Source organism: Mycobacterium hackensackense, assembly GCF_025822555.1.
GTDB classification, from domain to species: domain Bacteria; phylum Actinomycetota; class Actinomycetes; order Mycobacteriales; family Mycobacteriaceae; genus Mycobacterium; species Mycobacterium fluoranthenivorans.
On record NZ_JACKUC010000034.1, the window covers coordinates 337,559 to 358,273 of the forward strand.

General features: G+C 67.0%; 21 protein-coding genes. 7 read left to right on the plus strand and 14 right to left on the minus strand.

The features are described 5' to 3' along the window. From H7J86_RS27755 to H7J86_RS27790, 8 genes are all read right to left on the minus strand, one after another. On the minus strand, positions 1 to 1,188 hold the full coding sequence (locus H7J86_RS27755; RefSeq protein ID WP_372517339.1) for an MCE family protein: 1,188 nt from the start codon (positions 1,186 to 1,188) through the stop codon (positions 1 to 3). Continuing rightward, positions 1,185 to 2,510, minus strand: a complete 1,326-nt coding sequence (locus tag H7J86_RS27760) for an MCE family protein (protein ID WP_090363405.1) — start codon at positions 2,508 to 2,510, stop codon at positions 1,185 to 1,187. Before H7J86_RS27760 ends, H7J86_RS27755 begins: the two co-directional genes overlap by 4 nt. Next, positions 2,507 to 3,892 carry an MCE family protein gene (locus H7J86_RS27765; protein ID WP_090363623.1) on the minus strand — a complete coding sequence of 462 codons (1,386 nt, stop codon included), beginning with the start codon at positions 3,890 to 3,892 and terminating at the stop codon, positions 2,507 to 2,509. The genes H7J86_RS27760 and H7J86_RS27765 overlap by 4 nt, the downstream gene beginning before the upstream one ends. Further along, entirely contained in the window at positions 3,889 to 4,920 is a 1,032-nt protein-coding gene (locus tag H7J86_RS27770; RefSeq protein WP_090363403.1) for an MCE family protein, read from the minus strand. The genes H7J86_RS27765 and H7J86_RS27770 overlap by 4 nt, the downstream gene beginning before the upstream one ends. Positions 4,921 to 4,977: 57 nt before the next feature. Then, positions 4,978 to 6,444 carry an MCE family protein gene (locus H7J86_RS27775; RefSeq protein ID WP_090363401.1) on the minus strand — a complete coding sequence of 489 codons (1,467 nt, stop codon included), beginning with the start codon at positions 6,442 to 6,444 and terminating at the stop codon, positions 4,978 to 4,980. Between the two features lie 5 nt (positions 6,445 to 6,449). Further along, positions 6,450 to 7,292, minus strand: a complete 843-nt coding sequence (locus H7J86_RS27780; protein WP_090363399.1) for an ABC transporter permease — start codon at positions 7,290 to 7,292, stop codon at positions 6,450 to 6,452. Positions 7,293 to 7,302: 10 nt separating this feature from the next. Further along, positions 7,303 to 8,013 carry an MlaE family ABC transporter permease gene (locus H7J86_RS27785; RefSeq protein ID WP_090363622.1) on the minus strand — a complete coding sequence of 237 codons (711 nt, stop codon included), beginning with the start codon at positions 8,011 to 8,013 and terminating at the stop codon, positions 7,303 to 7,305. 274 nt (positions 8,014 to 8,287) lie between these two features. Then, positions 8,288 to 8,887, minus strand: a complete 600-nt coding sequence (locus H7J86_RS27790) for a TetR/AcrR family transcriptional regulator (protein WP_235633081.1) — start codon at positions 8,885 to 8,887, stop codon at positions 8,288 to 8,290. 97 nt (positions 8,888 to 8,984) lie between these two features. Here H7J86_RS27790 and H7J86_RS27795 point away from each other — a divergent pair, with 97 nt between their 5' ends. Together H7J86_RS27795 and H7J86_RS27800 are read left to right on the plus strand one after the other, a co-directional pair. Continuing rightward, on the plus strand, positions 8,985 to 9,842 hold the full coding sequence (locus H7J86_RS27795; RefSeq protein WP_090363398.1) for an alpha/beta fold hydrolase: 858 nt from the start codon (positions 8,985 to 8,987) through the stop codon (positions 9,840 to 9,842). Beyond that, complete coding sequence (locus tag H7J86_RS27800) at positions 9,799 to 12,744, plus strand: aminotransferase (protein ID WP_372517343.1); 2,946 nt, start codon at positions 9,799 to 9,801, stop codon at positions 12,742 to 12,744. The genes H7J86_RS27795 and H7J86_RS27800 overlap by 44 nt, the downstream gene beginning before the upstream one ends. A 3-nt stretch (positions 12,745 to 12,747) precedes the next feature. Here H7J86_RS27800 and H7J86_RS27805 read toward each other — a convergent pair whose 3' ends face one another. Further along, complete coding sequence (locus tag H7J86_RS27805; protein WP_090363617.1) at positions 12,748 to 12,903, minus strand: hypothetical protein; 156 nt, start codon at positions 12,901 to 12,903, stop codon at positions 12,748 to 12,750. 26 nt (positions 12,904 to 12,929) lie between these two features. Here H7J86_RS27805 and H7J86_RS27810 point away from each other — a divergent pair, with 26 nt between their 5' ends. The 5 genes from H7J86_RS27810 to H7J86_RS27830 all read left to right on the plus strand — a co-directional run bounded on the left by H7J86_RS27810 (position 12,930) and on the right by H7J86_RS27830 (position 16,321). Continuing rightward, the gene (locus tag H7J86_RS27810; protein WP_235633080.1) at positions 12,930 to 13,634 is read left to right on the plus strand and encodes a guanylate cyclase; all 705 of its coding nucleotides are present in this window, start codon (positions 12,930 to 12,932) and stop codon (positions 13,632 to 13,634) included. 115 nt (positions 13,635 to 13,749) lie between these two features. Then, positions 13,750 to 14,676, plus strand: coding sequence for a Vgb family protein (locus H7J86_RS27815; RefSeq protein ID WP_267294891.1), 927 nt, complete (start codon positions 13,750 to 13,752; stop codon positions 14,674 to 14,676). Between the two features lie 87 nt (positions 14,677 to 14,763). Then, positions 14,764 to 15,177 (plus strand): hypothetical protein, encoded by a 414-nt coding sequence (locus H7J86_RS27820; RefSeq protein WP_090363392.1) that lies wholly within the window; start codon positions 14,764 to 14,766, stop codon positions 15,175 to 15,177. Positions 15,178 to 15,280: 103 nt separating this feature from the next. Then, entirely contained in the window at positions 15,281 to 15,664 is a 384-nt protein-coding gene (locus H7J86_RS27825) for a hypothetical protein (protein ID WP_267294893.1), read from the plus strand. Positions 15,665 to 15,733: 69 nt separating this feature from the next. Beyond that, positions 15,734 to 16,321 carry a DUF4232 domain-containing protein gene (locus H7J86_RS27830; RefSeq protein WP_267294895.1) on the plus strand — a complete coding sequence of 196 codons (588 nt, stop codon included), beginning with the start codon at positions 15,734 to 15,736 and terminating at the stop codon, positions 16,319 to 16,321. Here H7J86_RS27830 and H7J86_RS27835 read toward each other — a convergent pair. The 5 genes from H7J86_RS27835 to H7J86_RS27855 form a co-directional block, all read right to left on the minus strand. After that, entirely contained in the window at positions 16,305 to 16,715 is a 411-nt protein-coding gene (locus tag H7J86_RS27835) for a VOC family protein (RefSeq protein WP_187096672.1), read from the minus strand. The genes H7J86_RS27830 and H7J86_RS27835 overlap by 17 nt on opposite strands. Before the next feature lie 34 nt (positions 16,716 to 16,749). Further along, complete coding sequence (eutC, locus tag H7J86_RS27840) at positions 16,750 to 17,523, minus strand: ethanolamine ammonia-lyase subunit EutC (RefSeq protein WP_267294897.1); 774 nt, start codon at positions 17,521 to 17,523, stop codon at positions 16,750 to 16,752. Beyond that, positions 17,520 to 18,935: an ethanolamine ammonia-lyase subunit EutB gene (locus H7J86_RS27845; protein WP_267294899.1), complete on the minus strand. Its 1,416-nt coding sequence runs from the start codon at positions 18,933 to 18,935 to the stop codon at positions 17,520 to 17,522. Before H7J86_RS27845 ends, eutC begins: the two co-directional genes overlap by 4 nt. After that, complete coding sequence (eat, locus tag H7J86_RS27850; protein WP_090363380.1) at positions 18,932 to 20,353, minus strand: ethanolamine permease; 1,422 nt, start codon at positions 20,351 to 20,353, stop codon at positions 18,932 to 18,934. Before eat ends, H7J86_RS27845 begins: the two co-directional genes overlap by 4 nt. Positions 20,354 to 20,583: 230 nt before the next feature. Further along, positions 20,584 to 20,715 (minus strand): aldehyde dehydrogenase family protein (locus H7J86_RS27855; protein WP_267294927.1); only part of this gene is annotated, 132 nt, incomplete at its 5' end.

The window sequence follows — 20,715 nt, forward strand, 5'->3', positions numbered from 1 at the left end:
TTACGGCCCCTGATCCCAGTGATACGGCACCACGAGCGGATTCACCGCGGTGTAGGGGCTGGGCAGTTGGCCGATGGTGCGGCCCCACTGCATCTCCAGCTCGGTGAGATCACCCTCCCACCGGGTGCCGGTGAACACGCCCTGGTCGAGCCGACTCAGCGTCAGGTCCACCACGAGGGTGAGGTTGGCGTAGTCACCGCGCATCCAGTTGGCCAGCGTCTCCTTCGGGAACGGATACGTGGTGAAGAAGCTCAGCGACCTGGTCAGCGCCGGGCCCGCATTGGCCAACTGCTCCAAGGTCGGTCCGAGCGTCTTCAGTTCGGCGACAAGGGAATCCTTGGTCTGATTGGCCGAGTCCGCGGCCAGCGCACTGAATTTGCCCAGCTGCGTCACCGCCTCGGCCAGCTGGTCGCGCTGGTCCTTGAGCACCGCCAGCGCGTCCGGCACCGTCTTGAGGGCCTTGTCCACCACCGGTTTCTGCGCGGCGACCTGACCCACCAGATCGTTGAGGCTGGAGGCCGCGTTGATGATGTCGGTCTTCTGGTCGTTGGTGTTCGCGATGAAGATGTTCAGCTGATCGATGAGGCTGCGCAGGTCGGCCTCGCGGCCGGTGAACGCCTGACTGAACGCCGCGGTGATGTCCTGCACGTTGCCCAGGCCACCTCCGTTGAGCAGCAACGAGATTGCGGCCAGCGTCTGCTCGGTGGTCGGGAAGGCACCGCTGTTGGCCAGCGGGATCAGCGAGCCGTCGTGCAGCCGGCCCTGCGGCGGGGCATCCTTCGGCGGCGACAGTTCGATGTGCTGGGAACCCAGCAGACTGGTCTGGCCGATCTTGGCGGTTGCGTTGGCCGGCAACACCACATCGGCATTGAGCTTCATGGTGACCAGGGCATGCCAGCCTTGCCGCTGGATGTCGGTCACGTTGCCGACGGTGACATCGTCGACCCGAACCCGCGAATTGCGGTCCAGGTTGTCGACGTCGGGCATCTCGGCCTTGATCGTGTAGGCACCCGCCCCCTGCCCCTGCACACCGGGCAGCGGTATCGAATTCAAGCCCTGCCAGGAGCATCCGCTCAGCGCGAGGAAGGCCAGCGCAACGATCAGGAGCCGAGTCCTTCTCCCCAGTCGCTTCGCTCCCGCCCGCCGAGTCGTCCTCCCCAGTCGCTTTGCTCCCGCCCGCCGAGTCATGAGCCACCGCCGCTGTGCACCATCAACCCCGGCAACCCGGCGTTCGGGTCGGTCACCGCCGCCGCCTCGGCGGGCAGCGGGGGCGCGGCGGGATCAACCACCGGTGGCGGCAGAATCGCGGGCGCGGGCCCCGGCGGCGGGATGTAGTCCGGCCGCATCCAGTCCTCGGAGTAGGTGACCTCGTTGGGGCGGGCCTGTGCACCGACGAACTGGTTCAACCCGAGGGGCAGGAAGTTGTACTGGCGGTTCTTCACAATCGGCGCCAGGTACTGCACGCACAGCTTGGCCGACTCCTCTGCACCCATCCTGGAGGCCGCCTGAATTCCGCCGCACAGGAACGAGATCGGGTCGGCGAAGTTGTTCAGCGCCGGCACGGCCGCGACCGCACCCAGGGCCGGTTGGTAGATGTTCACGTAGTTCTGGAATGCCGAGGGTGCCACATGCAGGAACTGCTTGACGTCGGCGAGGCTGTCGTTGAGCGTCTGCGTCACCCCGGCCAGCTTGTCCGAGGTGGTACCGAGCGCTTCGCGGTTGTCCGCCACGAAAGTCTGAACCTGCCCGACGGTGTCGGCCAGATCCTTCACGGCATTGCCGACCTCGTTCGGGCTGTCCGAGAGCAGACCCGTCACCGAAGCAAGGTTCTGATTTAGCTGACGCATCACCGTGGTGCTGTCCTGCAGCGCCGAGACGAGGATCGACAGATTCTTGACCGTGCTGAAGATATCGGTGCTGTGATCCCCGAGCGCCGAAAAGGCCTGGGACAGCTTGGTCAGCGCGTCCCGGATGCTCGCACCCTGGCCGCGCAGGTTGTCGGCGGTGGTGTTGATGAACGCACCCAGGGTGCTGACCCCGCCGGGCTCGGTGGGCTGCAACGTTTCGGTCAACCGCTGCAACTGTTTACGGAAATCGTCGTATTCGACCGGCACCACCGTGCGTTCCCGCGGGATCACCGCGCCGTCGGCGAGCACCGGCCCACCCGAATACGTCGGTGTGAGCTGCACCGCGCGGGAGGTGACCAGCATCGGGGACAGGATGGCGGCGTTGACGTTGGCCGGGACCTTATAGCGGTTGTCGTAGTGCATCGAGATCTTCACGCGCTGCGGTTCCGGTTCGATCTTGTCGATCCGGCCCACGGGTACGCCGAGGATGACGACATCGTCGCCGACATAGATGCCGTTGCTGTTCTCGAAGTACGCGACGATGTTCGTCCGGTTCAGCGTGTCGCTGGCGCGAGTCACCAGATACACCCCGGCCGCGAGCAGGATCACCAGCGCCACCGCCAGCCCTATCCGCGCATTGCGCGGGTTGACCACTGCGTTCATTGGCCGGCCCCCGATTGTCCCGTCACTGCACTCGCCCCGTCCGACGGTCCCGGTGCCGGTTCACCCGGCGCGGGTACCAGCACCGGGCTGGGGAACGGCGTTGGCGTGGAGGCGATCCCCGGCGGGGCGATCGCCGGCGGTCCCGGCGGCGGTCCGCCCGGCGGTCCCGGTGGGATGGGCTCCCGGTAGGGATAGCAGCCGGTGGGTCCCGGCAACGGCAGCCCGGGCGGCCCGCAACCCTGGTCGCCGGGGTTACCGGTGATGGCGTCGGGCAGGTTCATCCGCGGCTCGCCGCCCTGGCCGGTCCGCGGGAACGGCAGCGGCATGGCCGGGGTGCCGGGCTGGCCGAGCTGCGGGTCGGTGCGCTGCGAGGGCAGCAGCACATGGGGGTCGAGGCCCAGATCGGAGAAGGCCGCGTCGACGAAGGGCTGGACGAACTGCCCCGGAAGCAGGTTGACGATATAGGTCTTGAAGAACGGGCCCGAGCTGACCGACTCACCGAGGGACATCGCATAGGAGTTGAGCAGCGGCAACGCCTTCTTCAACCGGTCCTTGCGGTTGTCCAGGATGGTCAGCACGCCGTTGAGCTTGTCCAGTGCCGGCCTCAGCGTGGTCTTGTTCTCCGCGATCAGCCCCTGCACCTGCTGGCTCAATGCCGAGATGTTGCCCGAAAGACTGTCCAGCGCAGCGCTTTGCCCCTGCAGCTCGGCCAGCAGCGCGTTGGTGTTGCGGACCAGGCCGACGATCTGGTCGCTGCGCTGGGCCAGCACCGTGGTGGCCGTGTTGGCGTTCGTCAGCAACCCGCGCAACTGGGCGTCGCGCTCGTTGAGGGTCTGGGAGAACCGGGCCACCCCCTCGACGGCCACCTTGAGCTCCGGCGGCGTATCGGCGAAGGTCTCCGAGAGCACCCGCAACGAGTCCGAGAGCTGGTCGGTGTTCAGGCCACTGACGGTCGCGGCCAGATCACCCAGCGCATCCGGCAATTGGTAGGCGGGCGTGGTGCGGTCCAGCGGGATGGCGGACTTCAAGGACCCGTCACCGCGCGGTGACACCTCCAGGATCTTGGTACCCAGCAGGCTTTTCGTCTTGACCGCGGCCTCGCTGCGGTCTCCGATGCGCACCCCGTCGTCGATCTTGAATTTGACCAGCACCTGCTGGCCGTCCAGTTCCACCGCCGTCACATGCCCCACGCGCATACCCGAAACCTGAACGGCGGCACCGTTTCGCAGACCGCCGGCCTCGGCGAAATAGGCCGAGTAGTTCTTGCCACGGTCGAGCAACGGCAGCTTGTCGTAGTTGAGTGCGCCCAGCACGATCGCGGCGAACACCGCCAGGCCGATGGCCCCGACGACGAACTGGTTACGTTCGGAGAAGGACTTCATCGCGGCGTGCACCGCCCGCTGTCCTGCCCAGCCGCCTTCACATACACCGGCTGCCCGCCCTTGCCGTTGAGCTTCAAGATGATGTCGCAGAGGTAGAAGCTGAAGAAGTCACCGTAGATGCCCTGGCGGGCCAGGATCTGATACGAGTCCGGCAGGGTGTTGAGCAGGTTGTCGAAGTAGTCGTGATCGGCGACGACGGTGCCTGCGGCACGGTCGGTTTCGTGCACCGTCTTGACCAGGGGCGGCCGCGCCTGCGACAGCAGGTCGGCCACACTGCCGGCGGCGGCGCTCGCGTAGGCGACGCCGTTGGCGATATCGGTACGCCTCGCCGACAGCGTGTCCAGCAGCTGCGCCAGTCCGTCGATGCCCTTGGCGAACTGCTTGTTCTGATCGCCGAGCGAGCCCATCACCGTGTTCAGGTTGACGATCACCTCACCGATCAACTGGTCGCGGTCGGCCAGCGTGTTGGTCAGCGCGGCCGTCTGGGTCAGGAACGATCCGATGGTCGCGCCCTGCCCCTGCAGCGCGCCGATCAGCTGACCCGACAGCGCGTTGACCTGAGTGGGATCCAGCGCACGGAACAACGGCCGGAAACCACCGATCAACGCGTCGAGGTCGAGCGCGGGTGAGGTGCGGGCCAGCGGAATGGTGTCACCGGGCTTGAGCTTCTTGGTATCCCCGGCGCCCTCCTGCAGGGCCAGGTAGCGCCCGCCGATCAGGTCGTCATAGCGGATCACCGCGCGGCTGCCCTCGGTCAACACCACCGAATCGTCGGCGGTGAACTCGGCCAGCACCGTGCCGTCATCCTGGATGCGCATGGCGCCGACCTTGCCGACCTCGACACCGGCGATCCGCACGAAATCGCCCTCCTGCATGCCCGAGGCATTGGCGAACAGTGCCTTGTAGGCGTGCGAGGACTCGCCGAACCGCAGCTGCGCGAAGATCGCGAACAACCCGAAGACGCCCAGGATGCATACGGCCAGGAATATGGCGAGGCGCCAGATCGCGCCTACCAGATTGTCTTTCATGGCTCGTTCCTTCTAGATGCTGCCTGATGGTGCGGATTGCACTGCGTGCGCGGGTTCCTACGGTGCGGGGGCGGCCTCCTCCGGGAGCGGCACCGGGGGCAGCGGTGTCGGCTGCACACCCGGGGCGGCGACCACGAACGGCTCCGAGCCCGGGGTCGCGCCCGGATCCCGCGGAGCGCCCGGAGGCGGCGCGGGCGGCAGGCCCGGCCACAGCGGGGTGCCGTCGGGTGCGTACAGCGGTGCACCGTACGCCGGGGCGCCGGGGCCCGGGATCGGGCCAGGTGCCGGACCGCCGAAGGTGTTGCGAATGCTCGGCGGTTCGGGGACCGCGCGGGTGACCGGCAGGTAGTTGCCGTACATCGGGAACGCGATGCCCGGGTTTGGCCGCCAGTCCAGGCCGGTACCGAAGCCGGTGTTGGTGATGAGCTGGCGGACCGGCCAATTCTTGTCGACCATCGGCAGCGAACCACAACCCGGCTTACCGCCGGGTCCGCCCTTGGCGCCCACTATCGGCAGGTTCTGCGGGAACTTGTACGGGTCGTTGCCCAGGCGGATGCCGGTGTCCAGGACGAACGACTTGCCGTTACCGCCGGTGGCCTCGTAACCGCCGTGTTCCAGAAGGTATTGGGCGCCGATCAGCATGCAGGTGTACTCGGGGTTGTACTTGTAGAGCAGATCGGTGGTCGGCTGCAGTGTGTTGATCGCCTTGATCAGGTTGGCCTGGTTGGGGGCGAGTAGCTCGATGCCCTTGTTGGAGAACCCGGTGGTGGCCAGCAGCAGCGCATCGAGCTGTGTGGCGTGGCTGGTGACGGTCACCGCGGTGGTGCTGGCGGCGTCGAGCGTGGACAGGATGTCCTGTGCCGCACCGCTGTACGCGTCGCTGAAGCCCTGCAGTGACTGCCAGTCCGCACGGATGGCCGCACTGCGCGGGTTGATCGCCAGGAGTACCTGGTTGGCGTCGGTCGTGGCCTGACCGATGCGCTCGCCCTGCCCACGGACACCTTCGGCCAGCGCCGAGAGCACCGCGTTGAGCTTGGCGGTGTCGATCTTGTCCAGCACGCCGACCAGGTTCTGGAAGACGGTGTTCACCTCGGTGGTGACGTTGAGCGATGTGAGCACCTGCCCCGACTTCAGCCGCTGCGGGCTGGGTTGGTCGGGGTACACCAGGTCGACGAACTTGGCACCGAAGATGGTGGTGGCCCGGATCCGGGCCTCCACATTGGCCGGGATGTAACGGATCTGGTCGGGATCGATGTCCAGGCGCAACGACACCGGTGCCGAACTCTCGGTGTTGCCACCGGAGATGGCGGTCACCTTGCCCACTTGCACGCCGCGCATCTTCACCTTGGCGTTGGTTTCCATCACCAGACCGGAGCGGTCCGAGGTGAGCGTCACCGGTACGGAGGACTTCAGGTCTCCGGTGAACAACGCATACGACAGCCACACCGCGGCGACCACGAACGCCGCCAGGATCAGCGTCCACCAGCCGGGCGCCAAACCCTTGTCGCGAGAGAAATGATCCATATGCGTCAACCGGCCAGATTGAAGTTGCCCGATTGCCCGTACACGGCGAGCGAGATCAGCACCACGACGAATGCCGAGATGACCAGCGAGGTGCGCACCGCGCGGCCAACGGCCTCCCCGACCCCGGCCGGGCCACCGCTGGCGGTGAAACCGTAATAGGTGTGCACCAGCATGATCACGACGGCCATCACGATCGACTGCACGAACGACCAAATCAGGTCGATCGGATTGAGGAACGTGTCGAAGTAGTGGTCGTACACACCGACGGACTGACCGTAGATGGTGGTGGTGCCCAGTTTGGCCGCCCAGAACGACATCAGCACGCCGACGCAGTACAGCGGGATCACCACCACCACACCGGCGATCACGCGGGTGGACGCCAGATAGGCGACGCTGCGAATGCCGATGACCTCCAGCGCGTCGATCTCCTCGTTGATGCGCATGGCGCCCAGCTGTGCGGTGGCGCCGGCGCCGATGGTGGCCGACAGCGCCACCGCGGTGGTCGCGGGCGCGATGAGCCGGACGTTGAAGAAGGCGGAGGCGAAGCCGGTGAGTGCCTCCACACCGATTTCGGCGAACTGGTTGTAGCCCTGCACCGCGACCAACGCGCCGGTACTGACCGTCAGGAATCCGACGATGGCCACGGTGCCGCCGATGATCGCCAACGCGCCCGTGCCCAGGCCCATTTGGGCGATGAGCCGGATCAGCTCCTTGGGGTAGTTGACGAAGACATCGGGAATCGAGCGCAGCGTGCGACCGAAGAACTTGGTCTGCACGCCGACCTGGTTCCAGCCGTCGACCAGACCGCCCACAGACCGGCGGACACGGTGGCCCAGAGCCCCACTCATCGGGCGCCCATCACATCGTGGCCTTCACGCCGACGGCAGTTGCCACGACGTTGATGGCGAACAGCGTCATGAACGTGAACACCACCGTCTCGTTCACGGCGTTGCCGACGCCCGCCGGTCCACCACCGACGGAAATACCCTTGTAGCAAGCGATCAGACCGGCTGCGAGCCCGAAGAGTGCGGCCTTGGCCAGCGCGACCACCACATCGGCGGGCCCGGTGATCAGCGTCAGGCCGGCGACGAATGCGCCCGGTGACACGTGCTGGACGTACACGCAGAACAGGTACGCGCCCGTCAGACCCACCAGGACCACGGTGGCCGAGAGCGCAAGCGACACCGTGGTGGCGGCCAGCACACGCGGAATGACCAGGGCCTGAATGGGATTGATACCCATGACACGCAAAGCGTCGAGTTCGTCGCGGATGGTCCGCGCACCGAGGTCGGCGCACATCGCGGTGGCGCCGGCGCCGGCGATCACCAGGACCGTCACGATGGGCCCGATCTGGCTCACGGTGCCCAGCGCAGCACCGGTGCCGGAGAAGTCGGCCGCGCCGAATTCGGTGAGCAGGATGTTGAACGTGAAGGTCAGCAGCACCGTGTAGGGCACGGTGAGCATCAGCGTCGGCAGGATCGACACCCGTGCGACGAACCAGGACTGCAGGATGAACTCGCGCCACGCGAACGGGGGCCGCCACATCAGGATGAAGACGTCCAGTGTCATCGAGAAGAAGCCACCGAAGGCTCGGACTGGCTTGGCAATGACGGCGGGAACTGCGTCGGTCGATGCCACTAATGACACCGCCCCGACATGCACCTCTTTCGCATTACCTGCTTGTTCCCTTCCACCACGCCCCGACGATGCCGCTGTCACACGAATCTGACCACAGGCACCACCATGGACGGGGGAGAACGTACATAACGATTTTCCCGTCAGCAACATCTGCCGGCGGACGACCGGATCACCACCCTGCAAATAAATTACTGATCGGTAGGTTTCAATATTTGCCGGCGCCGAGAGCCCTCATGGCAAAGCTGACCACCCGATGCTTGGCAACCTCGATGAGAACCGGGTCGATGAGGGACGGCACGCTGAGCTCACGGCTCACCAGCGCACTGATCGCTACGGCGTCACTCTCGGGCTCGGCCAGCGGAAATGAACCGTCCTCGACACCGCGGCGCAGGATATCGACCAGCGAACGCTCACGGTTGGCACGCGCGAGCTCACGGGCGTGCGGGTAGCCTCTGGCCGCCCGCATCTCGTCCGATTCCATGACTGCGAGGTAGCTGGACACCAGCGGCTCGGTCGCCAGCGCAAACATTTGCTCGATCCACGCGCGCACCTGCTCCGCCGGCGTGCCGGGCCCGCGGGCGATCTCGTCGAGCCAGCCGGACAGCGTTGCGGTCAAGTTCTGCAGCATTGCCAGGAACAAGTCGTCCTTGGACTCGAAATGTCGGTAGAAAGCACGGCTGGAGACCCCGGCACGGGCCAGGATCGCCGCCACCGGAACGGGGCCCTCGTGAGGCTCCAGCAGGCAGTGGTAAGTGGCGTCGATGATGCGGTCGCGTTCGTCGACATCGGGACGATCACGCGGCACAACGCGAGATTCTAGGGACCGCGACACCACTGGACCGCCGAATGGCGGAATCCGGGCGCTGGGTAACGTGATCGACGGGGTCGGCGAGAGGACGCGCGTGAGCACTGCAGACAACGCACCACAGACGGTGACTTTCCGCGGCGTCGACGACCTGGCCCTCGTCGGCGACGAGTGGAATCGCGGCGTCGAGACCGATCTGCCCAGCGTGCTGCTGCTGCACGGTGGCGGGCAGAACCGCCACTCGTGGAAGAACACCGGGCAGATCCTGGCCGACCGGGGAATGCACGTCATCGCACTCGACAGCCGGGGTCACGGGGACAGCGATCGGTCCCTCACCGCCAACTACGCCGTCGAGACGCTGTGCGCGGACACCCTGCAGGTGCTCTATCAGATCGGCCGGCCGGTGGCACTGATCGGCGCCAGCATGGGCGGTCTCACCGGCATTCTGGCCGCCCACGAGGCCGGACCGGACCTGGTCTCCAAGCTGGTCCTCGTCGATGTGGTGCCGCGGTTCGAGAAGGACGGCAGCGCCCGCATCCGCGATTTCATGTTCAACCACGTGCACGGGTTCGACTCGCTGGAGCAAGCCGCCGAGGCGGTGGCCGAATACCTGCCGCACCGCCCGAAACCGCGGAGCCCGGAGGGGTTGAAGAAAAATCTGCGACTGCGCAACGGACGCTGGTACTGGCATTGGGATCCGGCCTTCCTGACCAAGCCCGGCGATGACCCCTTCACCCGGGTGGACAAGTTGGAGCAGGCGGCCATGAACCTGGCGGTGCCGATCCTGCTGATCCGCGGACGCCTCTCCGACGTGGTGTCCGAAGCGGGCGTGCGGGATTTCCTGGAGAAGGTGCCGGCGGCCGAGTTCGTCGAGTTGTCCGACGCCGGGCACACCGCCGCCGGCGATGACAATGACGCCTTCACCGAAGTGGTCGTCGACTTCGTCAGCCGGTGAACCGAAAGTGACTGAATCCGTGGGCTTTAATTTCCTTGACCAACCGGCGCTGCCCGGGCCGCAGGTTTCCGCGAGCCAAGCCGAGGAGCTGTTGCACGCCCATTACGGCATGCGCGGTGCGCTGACCCTTCTCGGCAGTCAGCAGGACTGCAACTTCCTGGTCCACGAGGCGGGGGAACCCGTTGCGGTGCTCAAGATCGCGAATCCGGCGTTCTCGGCCACCGAACTGGAAGCCCAAGACGCCGCGGCCGACCGCATCGCAGCGACGTACCCGACGCTGCGGGTTGCCACCCCCATGGCCACGTCGGCCGGTGAGAAGTACGCCACCACAACGGAACTCGGCGATGCGCCGACATACGTGCGCCTGCTGCCATTCCTGGCCGGCGGCGCACTGACCGACGCCGGTTACCTGTCGCCACCGGTGGTGGCCGCCATGGGTGAGCTGGCCGCGCGCGTGAGCCTGGCGCTGGCCGGATTCGATCATCCCGGGCTGGATCGCGCCTTGCAGTGGGATCTGCGCTTCGGCCACGCCGTGGTCGGAGAGCTCATCTCCCACGTCTCGGAGCAAGCCGACCGGATCTCGGCGGCCGCCGACGACGCGTGGGCGCGCATCGAACCCCTCGCCGCCGATCTACCCCGCCAGGCCGTGCACCTGGACCTCACCGACGCCAACGTGGTGGCCGGCGAATCCGGACTGCCCGACGGTGTCATCGATTTCGGTGATCTCTCGAACACCTGGGCGGTGTCCGAACTGGCCATCGCGCTGTCGTCGGTCCTGGGCCATCCAGGTACCGATCCGACCTCGATCCTGCCCGGCATCAAGGCTTTTCACGCGATCCGACCGCTGTCGACGGCCGAGGCGCAGGCGCTGTGGCCGCTGCTGGTGCTGCGTACGGCGGTGCTGCTGGTCAGCGGGGCGCAGCAGGCGGCGCTCGATCCCGAGAACGCCTACGTCACCGAACAGTCCGAGGCGGAGTGGCGGATGTTCGAGCAGGCCACCTCGGTCCCACCGGAGGTGATGACGGCGCTGATCGCAACGGAGCTGGGGTTGGCGACCGATCGGCCCGAGGTACAGGTCGAGAATCGGCTGATCTCCGGGCTGGACCCGGATTCAGTGGTGGCCCTGGACCTCTCGGATACCCGCGACTCGTCGGACACACTCGCCGAAGAAGCCGTGCGCGAGGGCGCAGCCCTGGTGCTCACCCGCTTCGGGCAGCCGCAGCTGAACCGCGCTCCCCTGCTCAGCCACGACAGCCCCGACGTCGTCGAGACGGGGATCAGCCTGTGGCCGGCAACGACCACCCGCGTGCTCGCCCCCTGGGACGCCGAGGTCACCGACCGCTCCGACGACCGCATCACGGTGCGCGGCCTGGATTTCGAACTCACCCTCACCGGTGTCGAAGCCGGTGCAGCTCCGGGACATGTGCATGCCGGCGAGCATCTCGGTGTGCTGGGGGCCCAGCAGTGGGCCACGTTGTCGGTCCGGCCCACCGGCGCGCCGGTGGCGCCCCGATTCGTCCGCGCCGAATTGGCGCCGGGCTGGCTGGCCCTGAACCGCGATCCGCGAGCGGTGCTGGGCCTGGATCCGCTGCCGGCCGCGGAGTCCGCGCAGGCGCTGCTGGCTCGTCGCGATGACAGCTTCGCCAAGGTCCAGGAGCACTATTACCGCCGCCCGCCGCATATCGAACGCGGACAACGCCATTACCTGATGTCGACGGCCGGCCGGGTGTATCTCGACATGGTCAACAACGTCACCGTGCTGGGACATGCGCATCCGCGGGTGGCCGAGGCAGCGGCCCGCCAGCTGAGCCGGCTCAACACCAACTCGCGGTTCAACTACGCGGCGGTCGTCGAGTTCAGCGAGCGGATCGCCGCCACGCTACCGGACCCGCTGGATACCGTGTTCATGGTCAATTCAGGTTCGGAGGCAAGCGATCTGGCCATCCGGCTGGCCATGGCCGCGACGGGGCGCCGAGATATGGTGGCTGTCCGCGAGGCGTACCACGGCTGGACCTACGCCACCGACGCGGTGTCGACATCGACGGCCGACAACCCGAACGCGCTGTCCACCCGGCCGGACTGGGTGCACACCGTGGAGTCCCCCAACAGTTTCCGCGGAAAGTACCGCGGCGCCGAGGCGTCCCGGTATGCCACCGACGCCGTCGCACAGATCGAGCAGATGACCGCGGCGGGCCGGCCGCCTGCCGGGTTCATCTGCGAACCGGTGTACGGCAACGCAGGCGGTATGGCCCTGCCCGAGGGCTATCTGCGTCAGGTGTACGCCGCGGTGCGTGCCGCGGGCGGGTTGGCCATCGCCGATGAGGTGCAGGTCGGATACGGCCGGCTGGGCCGGTGGTTCTGGGGTTTCCACGAACAGCAGGTGGTGCCCGATATCGTGTCGGTGGCCAAGGCCACCGGCAACGGGTATCCGCTGGGTGTGGTGATCACCAGCCGCGCCGTCGCCGACGCGTTCCGGTCCCAGGGGTATTTCTTCTCCTCGACCGGCGGAAGCCCGCTGTCGAGCACCATCGGCATCACCGTGCTCGACGTGCTGCGCGACGAGGGCCTGCAGGACAATGCGCTGCGGGTGGGCACGCACCTCAAGACCAGGTTGCTCGGACTGCGGGACAAGCACCCACTCGTCGGCACGGTGCACGGGATGGGCTTGTACCTCGGGGTGGAGATGATCCGCGATCTCGAGACGCTGGAACCGGCGACCGCCGAGACGACGGCGATCTGCGAGCGGATGCTCGACCTCGGCGTGGTCATCCAGCCGACCGGCGACCATCAGAACATCCTCAAGACCAAGCCGCCGTTGTGCATCGATATCGAGGGGGCCGACTTCTACGTCGACACCCTCGATCGGGCGCTCACCGAACTGTTCCCCACCGGCGGGCGTTGAGCGCTACTTCTGCGCCTCCGCCAGCCGCTGGTGCAGCCGGGCCCGGATGTCGTCGGGCGTGTAGGCGGCGCGCTTGCGCTGATCCCGGGCGACCAGCACGCCACCGGCCACCACCCCGGCGACACCGGCCAACCCGACCCACTTCCAGATGCTTCGCATGTAGCGATTGTGCATAAGCTGCCCGAGTGAACGCACACACGGTGTCACTGAACCAGGCGCTGCAGGAAACCCGCACCGGCGATATCTGGCTGTTCCGGGGCGGCTCCGGACCCGATCGGGCCATCCAGGCGCTGACCAACGCACCGGTCAACCACGTCGGGATGACGGTGGCGATCGACGATCTTCCGCCGCTGATCTGGCATGCCGAACTCGGACAGAAGCTGCTGGATCTCTGGACCGGCACCCATCACCGCGGGGTGCAGCTCAACGATGCGCGTGAGGTCGTCGAGCAATGGGCGCACGGCTACGGACAGCGCTGCTGGTTGCGCCAGCTGTCGCCGTATGCGACCCGGGAACAAGAGGATCGCCTGCTGCAGGTGATCGCCAGGATGAACGGCACGGCGTTCCCGACGACGGCCCGCCTGACCGGACGGTGGTTGCGTGGCCGGCTGCCCGTCGTCAGCGATTTCACGCGCGGGTTGCCGGTGGTGCACAAGCGGGTGCGCGAATCGGCCGAGCGGAGCAAGGCACAACGTCGCGCCGGCCTGGAGACCGCGTACTGCGCCGAGACCGTGGCGATCACCTACGAGGAGATGGGCCTGCTGCACACCGAGAAGCGGGAGAACTACTTCGATCCGGGCAAGTTCTGGAGCGGCGACACCTTGTCCCTGACCGCGGGATATGCCCTGGGCGCAGAGATCGCCGTCGATGTCGGTGCACCCCAGGCATAATCGCGGCCACCGATGCGTTATACCCGGCAGACCGAACCGTCGATACTACCCCCGAGGTCGACGGTTCGGTCTCTGAAACTGATTGCATGGCAGTGTTTTTGAGTAGGCTGTCGGGGTGACCTCGATCACCCTGTTCAGCAGCCCCGATCTGGACGCACCCTCCGGAGTCATCGGGGCGTTCGGCGATATCTGGTTCACCAGTATCGGCAACCACCTTGTCGGCCGTGTTCGCGACGGCGTGGTGCAGACCTTCGCCGGACCTCCGGGCGTCATCCGGTTGCCCGCCAACATCTTTCCCGGCTCGGATGGCAGGGTCTGGTTCACCATCCTGGGGTCGGATGCACTGGGTGCCATCGACCCCGACGCACCGGATCCCGCCGCGACCATCACTACGGTGACACTGCCCTCCGGAAGCCGACCGGTGGCGCTGAAGTCCGGCCCCGATGGCCGCCTTTGGTTTTCGCTGCGCGGGATCGACGCGATCGGCTCGCTGGAACCGTCTTCACCCGAGGATTCCCTGCAAGTTTTCGACTCCCCCACCATCGCCGGCCCCGCTGCGTTGTTGGTCACGGGCGACGGCCGGGTGTGGTGGGTGAACTCGTCGTCGAACACCGTCGGCGCACTCGATCCGTCGACCGGCGAGGTCACCGCCATCACGGTCATCGGCAGTCCGCGAGCCTGGGCCCAGAGCACTGATGGCCGGTTGTGGCTGACCACCCGTGAGCCCGCCGGCCTGTTGTCCTTCGATCCCGCCGACCCGTTCAACAGCGCGGAACATCGCACTGATTCCCGCGTGGTGGAACCCGACGGCGTCTGGGTGGGCCGCGACGGCGCGGTGTGGTTCGCCGATACCGGGGCCAACGCGATCGGCCGCTACCTTCCCGCGTCGGACCAATGGTCGTTCACCGGCGCGCCACCGCAGGTGGATGGACCGTTCGACATCAAAGAGGCCGCCGACGGCGCACTGTGGTTCACCAACAAGGCGGGTAACACGCTGGGCCGGATAACGCTGCCCACCCGCCCGCCGATAGACGGTGCGTGACGCGTTCTTGGGATCGGTAGCGATTCCCGGGGCGTGTGCTGGGCGCGAGAACGCGTCCGGACGCCGGCGCCTGACGGAGGGACCGAGATGAACCGAATCGCACGGATGGCGGCCACACTGGCCGTATCCGGCGGGCTGGGGCTGGCGGGATTCGCCCTGTCCACCGGTACCGCATACGCCGACGGACCCAGTTACCAGGGCGGCAACTGTCCGGGTGGGCTGACCTGCACGCACTGGTGCCCGGGCGACCCGCTGATCCCCGGCGCCGAGTTCGGCGTCATCAGCTGGGACTGGAACATCTGCCACGACTGGTACTGGAATTCCGAGGGCACGGTGGACATCGCCACCAACACCATCTACCCGTGGCGCGGGACGCCGCACCAGGCGGCGCCGGTCCCGCCCGCCCCGCCACCGGCACCGCCGGCTCCGCCACAGCCCCTGCCCGCCGATTGCCCGCCGTGGTCGCCGTTCCTGGCCCCGTCGAGGTGCGGCGGGCTGTAGATCCGGCTTGTCGTGACGCCACGGCGAAGAGTGCCGACACTCTTCGCCGTGGCGTCCCGCGCTTCATGAATAGTGTTCCGGCTCAGCATTTCTCGGTGACTGCGTGATCGCCTTCGACGCCAAGAATCTCTCAAGTTCGCGGTCCTACGGTGAGGTCACCACAACATCAGCGGCCCATCCGGACCGCAACCACCACAAGGAGCACACCATGAACACCACCCACCACCTCAAGAAGATCGTCCTCGGAACCCTGCTCTCGGGTGCCGTCGCCACCGCCGGATTCGCTCTGACCGCCGGCACCGCCGCCGCGCAACCGCAGGGCCCGGGTGTCGGCGTCGACTACTCCGACGTGGGCCCCTTGGTCACCTGCAACGCCTGCCAGGTCGCCAAGCCCGGCGACGGCTCGGTCCGGGTCAACCCGGGCCCGGGTGTGACCAAGACCGGTGACGGCTCGGTCCGCGTGGCCGTTCCCAGCGCCGGACACTGAGCCCCGCACCGCGCTTCGGCCCGCCGCAGGCAACCGCCGGCGGCGGGCCCCACCACGAAAGGACTGAGCATGAAGGTCGTCGCACGATCACTGCCCGTGCTGGCCGTCGCCCTGCTCGCCGGGTGTACGGCGCAACACTCGCCTGCTCCCGCGCCGACGGTGACGGTCACCGCGGCACCCACCCCCACGGCATCGCCGGCGCCGTCGCTGTCGCCGGCGACGGTTACGGTGACACCGCCGCCGAGTGCGGTACCCGCCACACCGGTCGAGGTCGGGCCGTGCTCCGACGACGACCTGGTGGTCACCAACGGGGCGATGGAGTCCGCCGACACACAGCGCCGGGTCCTCGTGTCATTCCGGAACTCGTCGTCGCACGCCTGCACGATGGTCGGCTACCCGGGCGCCGATCTGGTGACTCCGGCCGGCGAAGTGCTCATCAACGTCCCGCGCCGCCCCGCCAATGCGGCGCCGCGGCTCACCTTGCAGCCCGGTGAGGTGGGCACCGCCGATGTGCTGACCTACGCGATCGATACGGAGACCGGCAACTCGTGCGCCCGCTGGGGTCAGCTGGTGGTCACCCCGCCGAATCACTTCGTCGCGCACGCGTTGCCGATCGATCTGCCGATCTGCGGCGCGAGCGTCAGCGCGTTGGGCTGAGCCCGAACTTGGCACGCGCCTGCTCCGTCACCGGGGTGAACAGGTTCACCAGGTTTCCGTCCGGGTCGCGGAACAGCAGCGCCCGGTTGCCCCACGGCATCGTGGTGGGTTCGGTGACGACCTCACCGACATACGGCTGCAGCCGCGCGTACTCGGCGTCGACGTCATCGACGATGAACTCGATGATCGCGCTCCGGTTGGCGGCCGGCTCGGCGGATCCCGCGCCGAACAGGGGCACGGTCTTCTCGCTGCCGATGGCAAGTGTTCCGGCCGGGGTCGGGATCTCGGCGAACAACTCGTTGCCCCATACCGCGGCGATCCCGGTGACCTCCTCGTAGAAGGCCACCAGCCGGGTCACGTCTGCGGTGATGATGCGCGTCGACACAAACCTCATGGCGCGAGGGTATGCCGCGGCACCGACAAGTCGGTCAGAGCAGTTCCCCGCCGGCTCCAGAACCCACCGCCACACCCCGTGACGTGTCCTTGAGCGCCACCCCGGACCGGCCCAGCTCGCGCGCCCCGGCGACCAGTCCGGCAGCCACGCGGGCCGCTTCCTGGTAGCCCAGGCCGTCCGGCGGGTGAATGTTGGAGATGCAGTTTCGATCCGCGTCGGTGCAGCCGGGACGCGGCCGATGCGTCAAGTAGATGCCCAGACTGTCGGCGACGCTGAGACCGGGCCGCTCGCCGATGATGACCAGCAGCGTCCCGTATCCACCGCGGCCGGCGATATGGTCGCCCAGCGCCACCCGAGCCTGCGTCGCGATCACCGGCGGCGCCAGCGAATAGCCCTGTCCCAGCACAGCCACCAACTCCTTGAGCAGCGGGGCGCCGTGATGCATCAGGGCCGTCGGCGACAGCCCGTCGGCCAGTACGAAGCCGATATCGGCCGGCTGGGCCGGCACGGCTGCGAGATCCGCGGGGCTGCGGCCGAGGTCGGGCCGACGCAGGTACTCGCCCCGCGATGTCGCCTGGCTGGTCACCACGGCCGGCGTCCCGATGCCGATCTCGGTGACGTCGGCAGCCAGCCGCTCGACATCGAGCGGCAGATGCACGGCATCGCGGGCCGCGGCATGAGCCGCGTTCAGTTCCAACACTTCCCGCGTGGGCAGGCCATTGCCGGCCCGGCCGAGGCCGATCCGCGCCTGGGTGGTGGTGCGCAGTTCGTCCCAGAATCGCTGGCGGGCCAGTTCCTCGGAACTCATGACGCACCCGCCGAGGTCAACGACCGCAGGGGTGACTGGGTCACGTCGAACGACGTCAACCGGCCCGCGCTGTCGATCATGCCGATGCGGCGCAGCCAGTCCTCGAATTCCCGGGCCGGTCGCAGCCCGAGCGTGCGCCGGGTGGACAGCACATCGTGGAATGACAGGCTCTGGTAGCCCAGCATGACGTCATCGGCTCCGGGAACGGTGATGACGAACGCGCACCCGGCCGCGGCCAGCAGCGTCAGCAGGTTGTCCATATCGTTCTGATCGGCCTCGGCGTGGTTGGTGTAGCAGACGTCGACGCCCATGGGCAGGCCGAGCAGCTTGCCGCAGAAGTGATCTTCCAAACCGGCGCGGATGATCTGCCTGCCGTCGTACAGGTACTCCGGGCCGATGAACCCGACCACCGTATTGACCAGCAGCGGCTGCAGGTCACGGGCGACGGCGTAGGCCCGCACCTCCAGCGTCTGCTGGTCGACGGGCTTGCCGCCCACCCCGAGATGCGTGTGCGAACTCAACGCCGAGCCCTGCCCGGTCTCCAGGTACATCACGTTGTCGCCCACAGTGCCGCGATGCAGCGACCGCGCCGCCTCATTGCCTTCCCGCAGCAGCTTGATGTCCACCCCGAATGCCGAGTTGGCGCCCTCGGTGCCGGCGATGGACTGGAACACCAGATCGACGGGGACGCCCTCTTCGATCAGCCCGATGGTTGTGGTGATGTGCGACAGCACGCACGACTGCGCCGGAATGTCGTAGCGGGCCCGGATCGAGTCCAGCAGGTACAGCAGATCCGCTGTGGCATGCGGTGAATCGGTTGCGGGGTTGATGCCGATGACGGCGTCGCCGCATCCCAGCAGCAGCCCGTCGAGCACCGCCGCGGCGATTCCACGCGGATCGTCGGTCGGATGGTTCGGCTGCAACCGGGTGGCCAGGGTGCCGGGCGCGCCGACGGTCGTCCGGAACGCCGCGGTGACCTCCGTGGCGGCGGCCACCGCGATCAGATCCTGATTGCGCATGATCTTGCTGACCGCTGCGGCCATCTCGGGCGTGACCCCGGCCGTGACGGAAGCAATCCGCTGCGGACCGTCGTCACGAGAGGCGTTGTCCAGCAGCCAGTCCCGGAATCCACCCACGGTCAGATGCGAAATGGCGGAGAAAGCCTCGCGGTCGTGGGTGTCGATGATCAGCCGGGTCACCTCGTCGGTGTCGTAGGCCACCACCTCCTCGTCGAGGAAGGTCTGCAACGGGAGATCAGCCAAAGTCCATGCGGCAGCGGCTCTCTCAGCATCGGACTCGGCCGCGCACCCGGCGAGCTGGTCCCCGGAGCGCAGCGGCGTCGCCTTCGCCATGACCTCGACGAGGCCGTCGAAGGTATAGCTGGTCCCGGAAACTTGCTGCCGGTAGATCATTTGAGTTCACTCTCCGCTTTGGCCAGCATCGCGAACTCTTCGTCGGGAGAGTTCGCCACCAGTCGATGCCGGCTGTACACCGCGAAGTATCCCATGAATGCGGCGAAGACGCCGAGGCAAGAGAGGGCGGCGATACTGTCGACCAGGAAGGTCGCGATGACCGCGAGTACCGCGACGACGAGTGCGAATCCGGTGGTGACAGCTCCACCGGGCGTGCGGTACGGCCGGCGCATCTCCGGTTCGCGCCACCGCAGCACGATATGGCTGACCATCATCAGCACGTAGCTCAGCGCCGCGCCGAAGACCGCCATGTTGAGCAGCAGCGCACCCTTACCCGTCAGCGACAGCGCGAACCCGATGACACCGGGAACGATCAGCGCCAGCGTCGGCGCCTTGCGAGAGTTGGTGACAGACAAACGAGTTGGCAGATAACCGGCGCGCGACAGGGCGAACAGCTGCCGGGAGTACGCGTAGATGATGGAGAAGAAGCTGGCGATCAACCCGGCCAGACCGATGTAGTTGACCACCTTCGCGGCCGCACCGTCGCCGAGTGCCTCGACCAGCGGGTTACCCGAGGACGACATCTGCTCGGCGCCGCCGGCGCCGGTGGTCAGGACCAGCACCACCGCACAGCTGACCAGCAGCACCGTGATCGCGGCGATGATGCCGCGCGGGACGTTGCGCTCGGGATCGGCGGTCTCCTCGGCGGCCAGCGGCACACCTTCTACGGCAAGGAAAAACCAGATGGCGAAGGGGATCGCGGCCCAGATGCCCATGTATCCGTGTGGCAGGAATGCCGAGGATCCCACCGCATCCGAGGGTGCGATATCGGTCAGGTTGGCGGCGTCGAACTGCCCGGCGGCGAAGACGGCGAAGATGACCAGTCCTACCAGCGCGATGGCGGTGATGACGAACATCACCTTCAGCGCCTCACCGACACCGGACAGGTGGATACCGATGAAAAGCACATAGGCGGCCAGATAAACCCACCAACCGTCGGTGATGCCGAACAGCCCGAGCGATTCGACATAGGCGCCGATGAACGTGGCGATGGCCGCGGGCGCGATCGCGTATTCGATGAGAATGGCTGTGCCGGTGGCGAATCCGCCCCACGGTCCGAGTGCGCGGCGAGCGAAGGTATATCCGCCGCCGGCGGCCGGCAACGCCGAGGACAGCTCGGCCATGCCGAGCACCAGCGCCAGGTACATCGCGGCGATCACCACTGCGGCGATGGCCAATCCGCCGAATCCCCCTTGGGCCAGACCGAAATTCCAGCCCGAGTAGTCGCCCGAGACGACATAGCTGACGCCCAGGCCGGCCAACAGAACCCAGCCGGCGCTACCCGATTTGAGCTGCCGCTTCTGCAGATAACTGGCGCTCTCAAGGTGCTCTTCCACCGCGCCGTGACTTGTCGTCACTTCCCACTCCCTTGGTTTTCTCTCTCGGAGGCCACATTTCAGCCGATACACCGCCGACGGGCCGACGGGCGCCACTTCGCGCCCAGAAAGGTAGTTTTTCCAACCTTTAAAATAAAAATGACGGATGCCCCGGTTCTTGTCTAGCGGAGCCGCGGTTTGCACCCCGAGCCCGGGGGACTCGGGGTGCGAACCTTCAGTGCCTCGTCAGGATCCTCGCGCGAGTACAGCGATCAGAAGAACCCGGCGGCGTTTTCGCTGTAGCTGACCAGCAGGTTCTTGGTCTGCTGGTAATGATCGAGCATCATCTTGTGGTTCTCCCGGCCGATACCGGACTGCTTGTACCCACCGAACGCCGCATGCGC

What these genes read in the sequence shown, in the direction of transcription:
- H7J86_RS27755 (WP_372517339.1), bottom strand. Translation starts at nt 1,188, where the DNA reads ATGACTCGGCGGGCGGGAGCAAAGCGACTGGGGAGGACGACTCGGCGG.
- H7J86_RS27760 (WP_090363405.1), bottom strand. Translation starts at nt 2,510, where the DNA reads ATGAACGCAGTGGTCAACCCGCGCAATGCGCGGATAGGGCTGGCGGTG.
- H7J86_RS27765 (WP_090363623.1), bottom strand. Translation starts at nt 3,892, where the DNA reads ATGAAGTCCTTCTCCGAACGTAACCAGTTCGTCGTCGGGGCCATCGGC.
- H7J86_RS27770 (WP_090363403.1), bottom strand. Translation starts at nt 4,920, where the DNA reads ATGAAAGACAATCTGGTAGGCGCGATCTGGCGCCTCGCCATATTCCTG.
- H7J86_RS27775 (WP_090363401.1), bottom strand. Translation starts at nt 6,444, where the DNA reads ATGGATCATTTCTCTCGCGACAAGGGTTTGGCGCCCGGCTGGTGGACG.
- H7J86_RS27780 (WP_090363399.1), bottom strand. Translation starts at nt 7,292, where the DNA reads ATGAGTGGGGCTCTGGGCCACCGTGTCCGCCGGTCTGTGGGCGGTCTG.
- H7J86_RS27785 (WP_090363622.1), bottom strand. Translation starts at nt 8,013, where the DNA reads ATGACACTGGACGTCTTCATCCTGATGTGGCGGCCCCCGTTCGCGTGG.
- H7J86_RS27800 (WP_372517343.1), top strand. Translation starts at nt 9,799, where the DNA reads ATGACGCCTTCACCGAAGTGGTCGTCGACTTCGTCAGCCGGTGAACCG.
- H7J86_RS27805 (WP_090363617.1), bottom strand. Translation starts at nt 12,903, where the DNA reads ATGCGAAGCATCTGGAAGTGGGTCGGGTTGGCCGGTGTCGCCGGGGTG.
- H7J86_RS27820 (WP_090363392.1), top strand. Translation starts at nt 14,764, where the DNA reads ATGAACCGAATCGCACGGATGGCGGCCACACTGGCCGTATCCGGCGGG.
- H7J86_RS27830 (WP_267294895.1), top strand. Translation starts at nt 15,734, where the DNA reads ATGAAGGTCGTCGCACGATCACTGCCCGTGCTGGCCGTCGCCCTGCTC.
- H7J86_RS27835 (WP_187096672.1), bottom strand. Translation starts at nt 16,715, where the DNA reads ATGAGGTTTGTGTCGACGCGCATCATCACCGCAGACGTGACCCGGCTG.
- eutC (WP_267294897.1), bottom strand. Translation starts at nt 17,523, where the DNA reads ATGAGTTCCGAGGAACTGGCCCGCCAGCGATTCTGGGACGAACTGCGC.
- H7J86_RS27845 (WP_267294899.1), bottom strand. Translation starts at nt 18,935, where the DNA reads ATGATCTACCGGCAGCAAGTTTCCGGGACCAGCTATACCTTCGACGGC.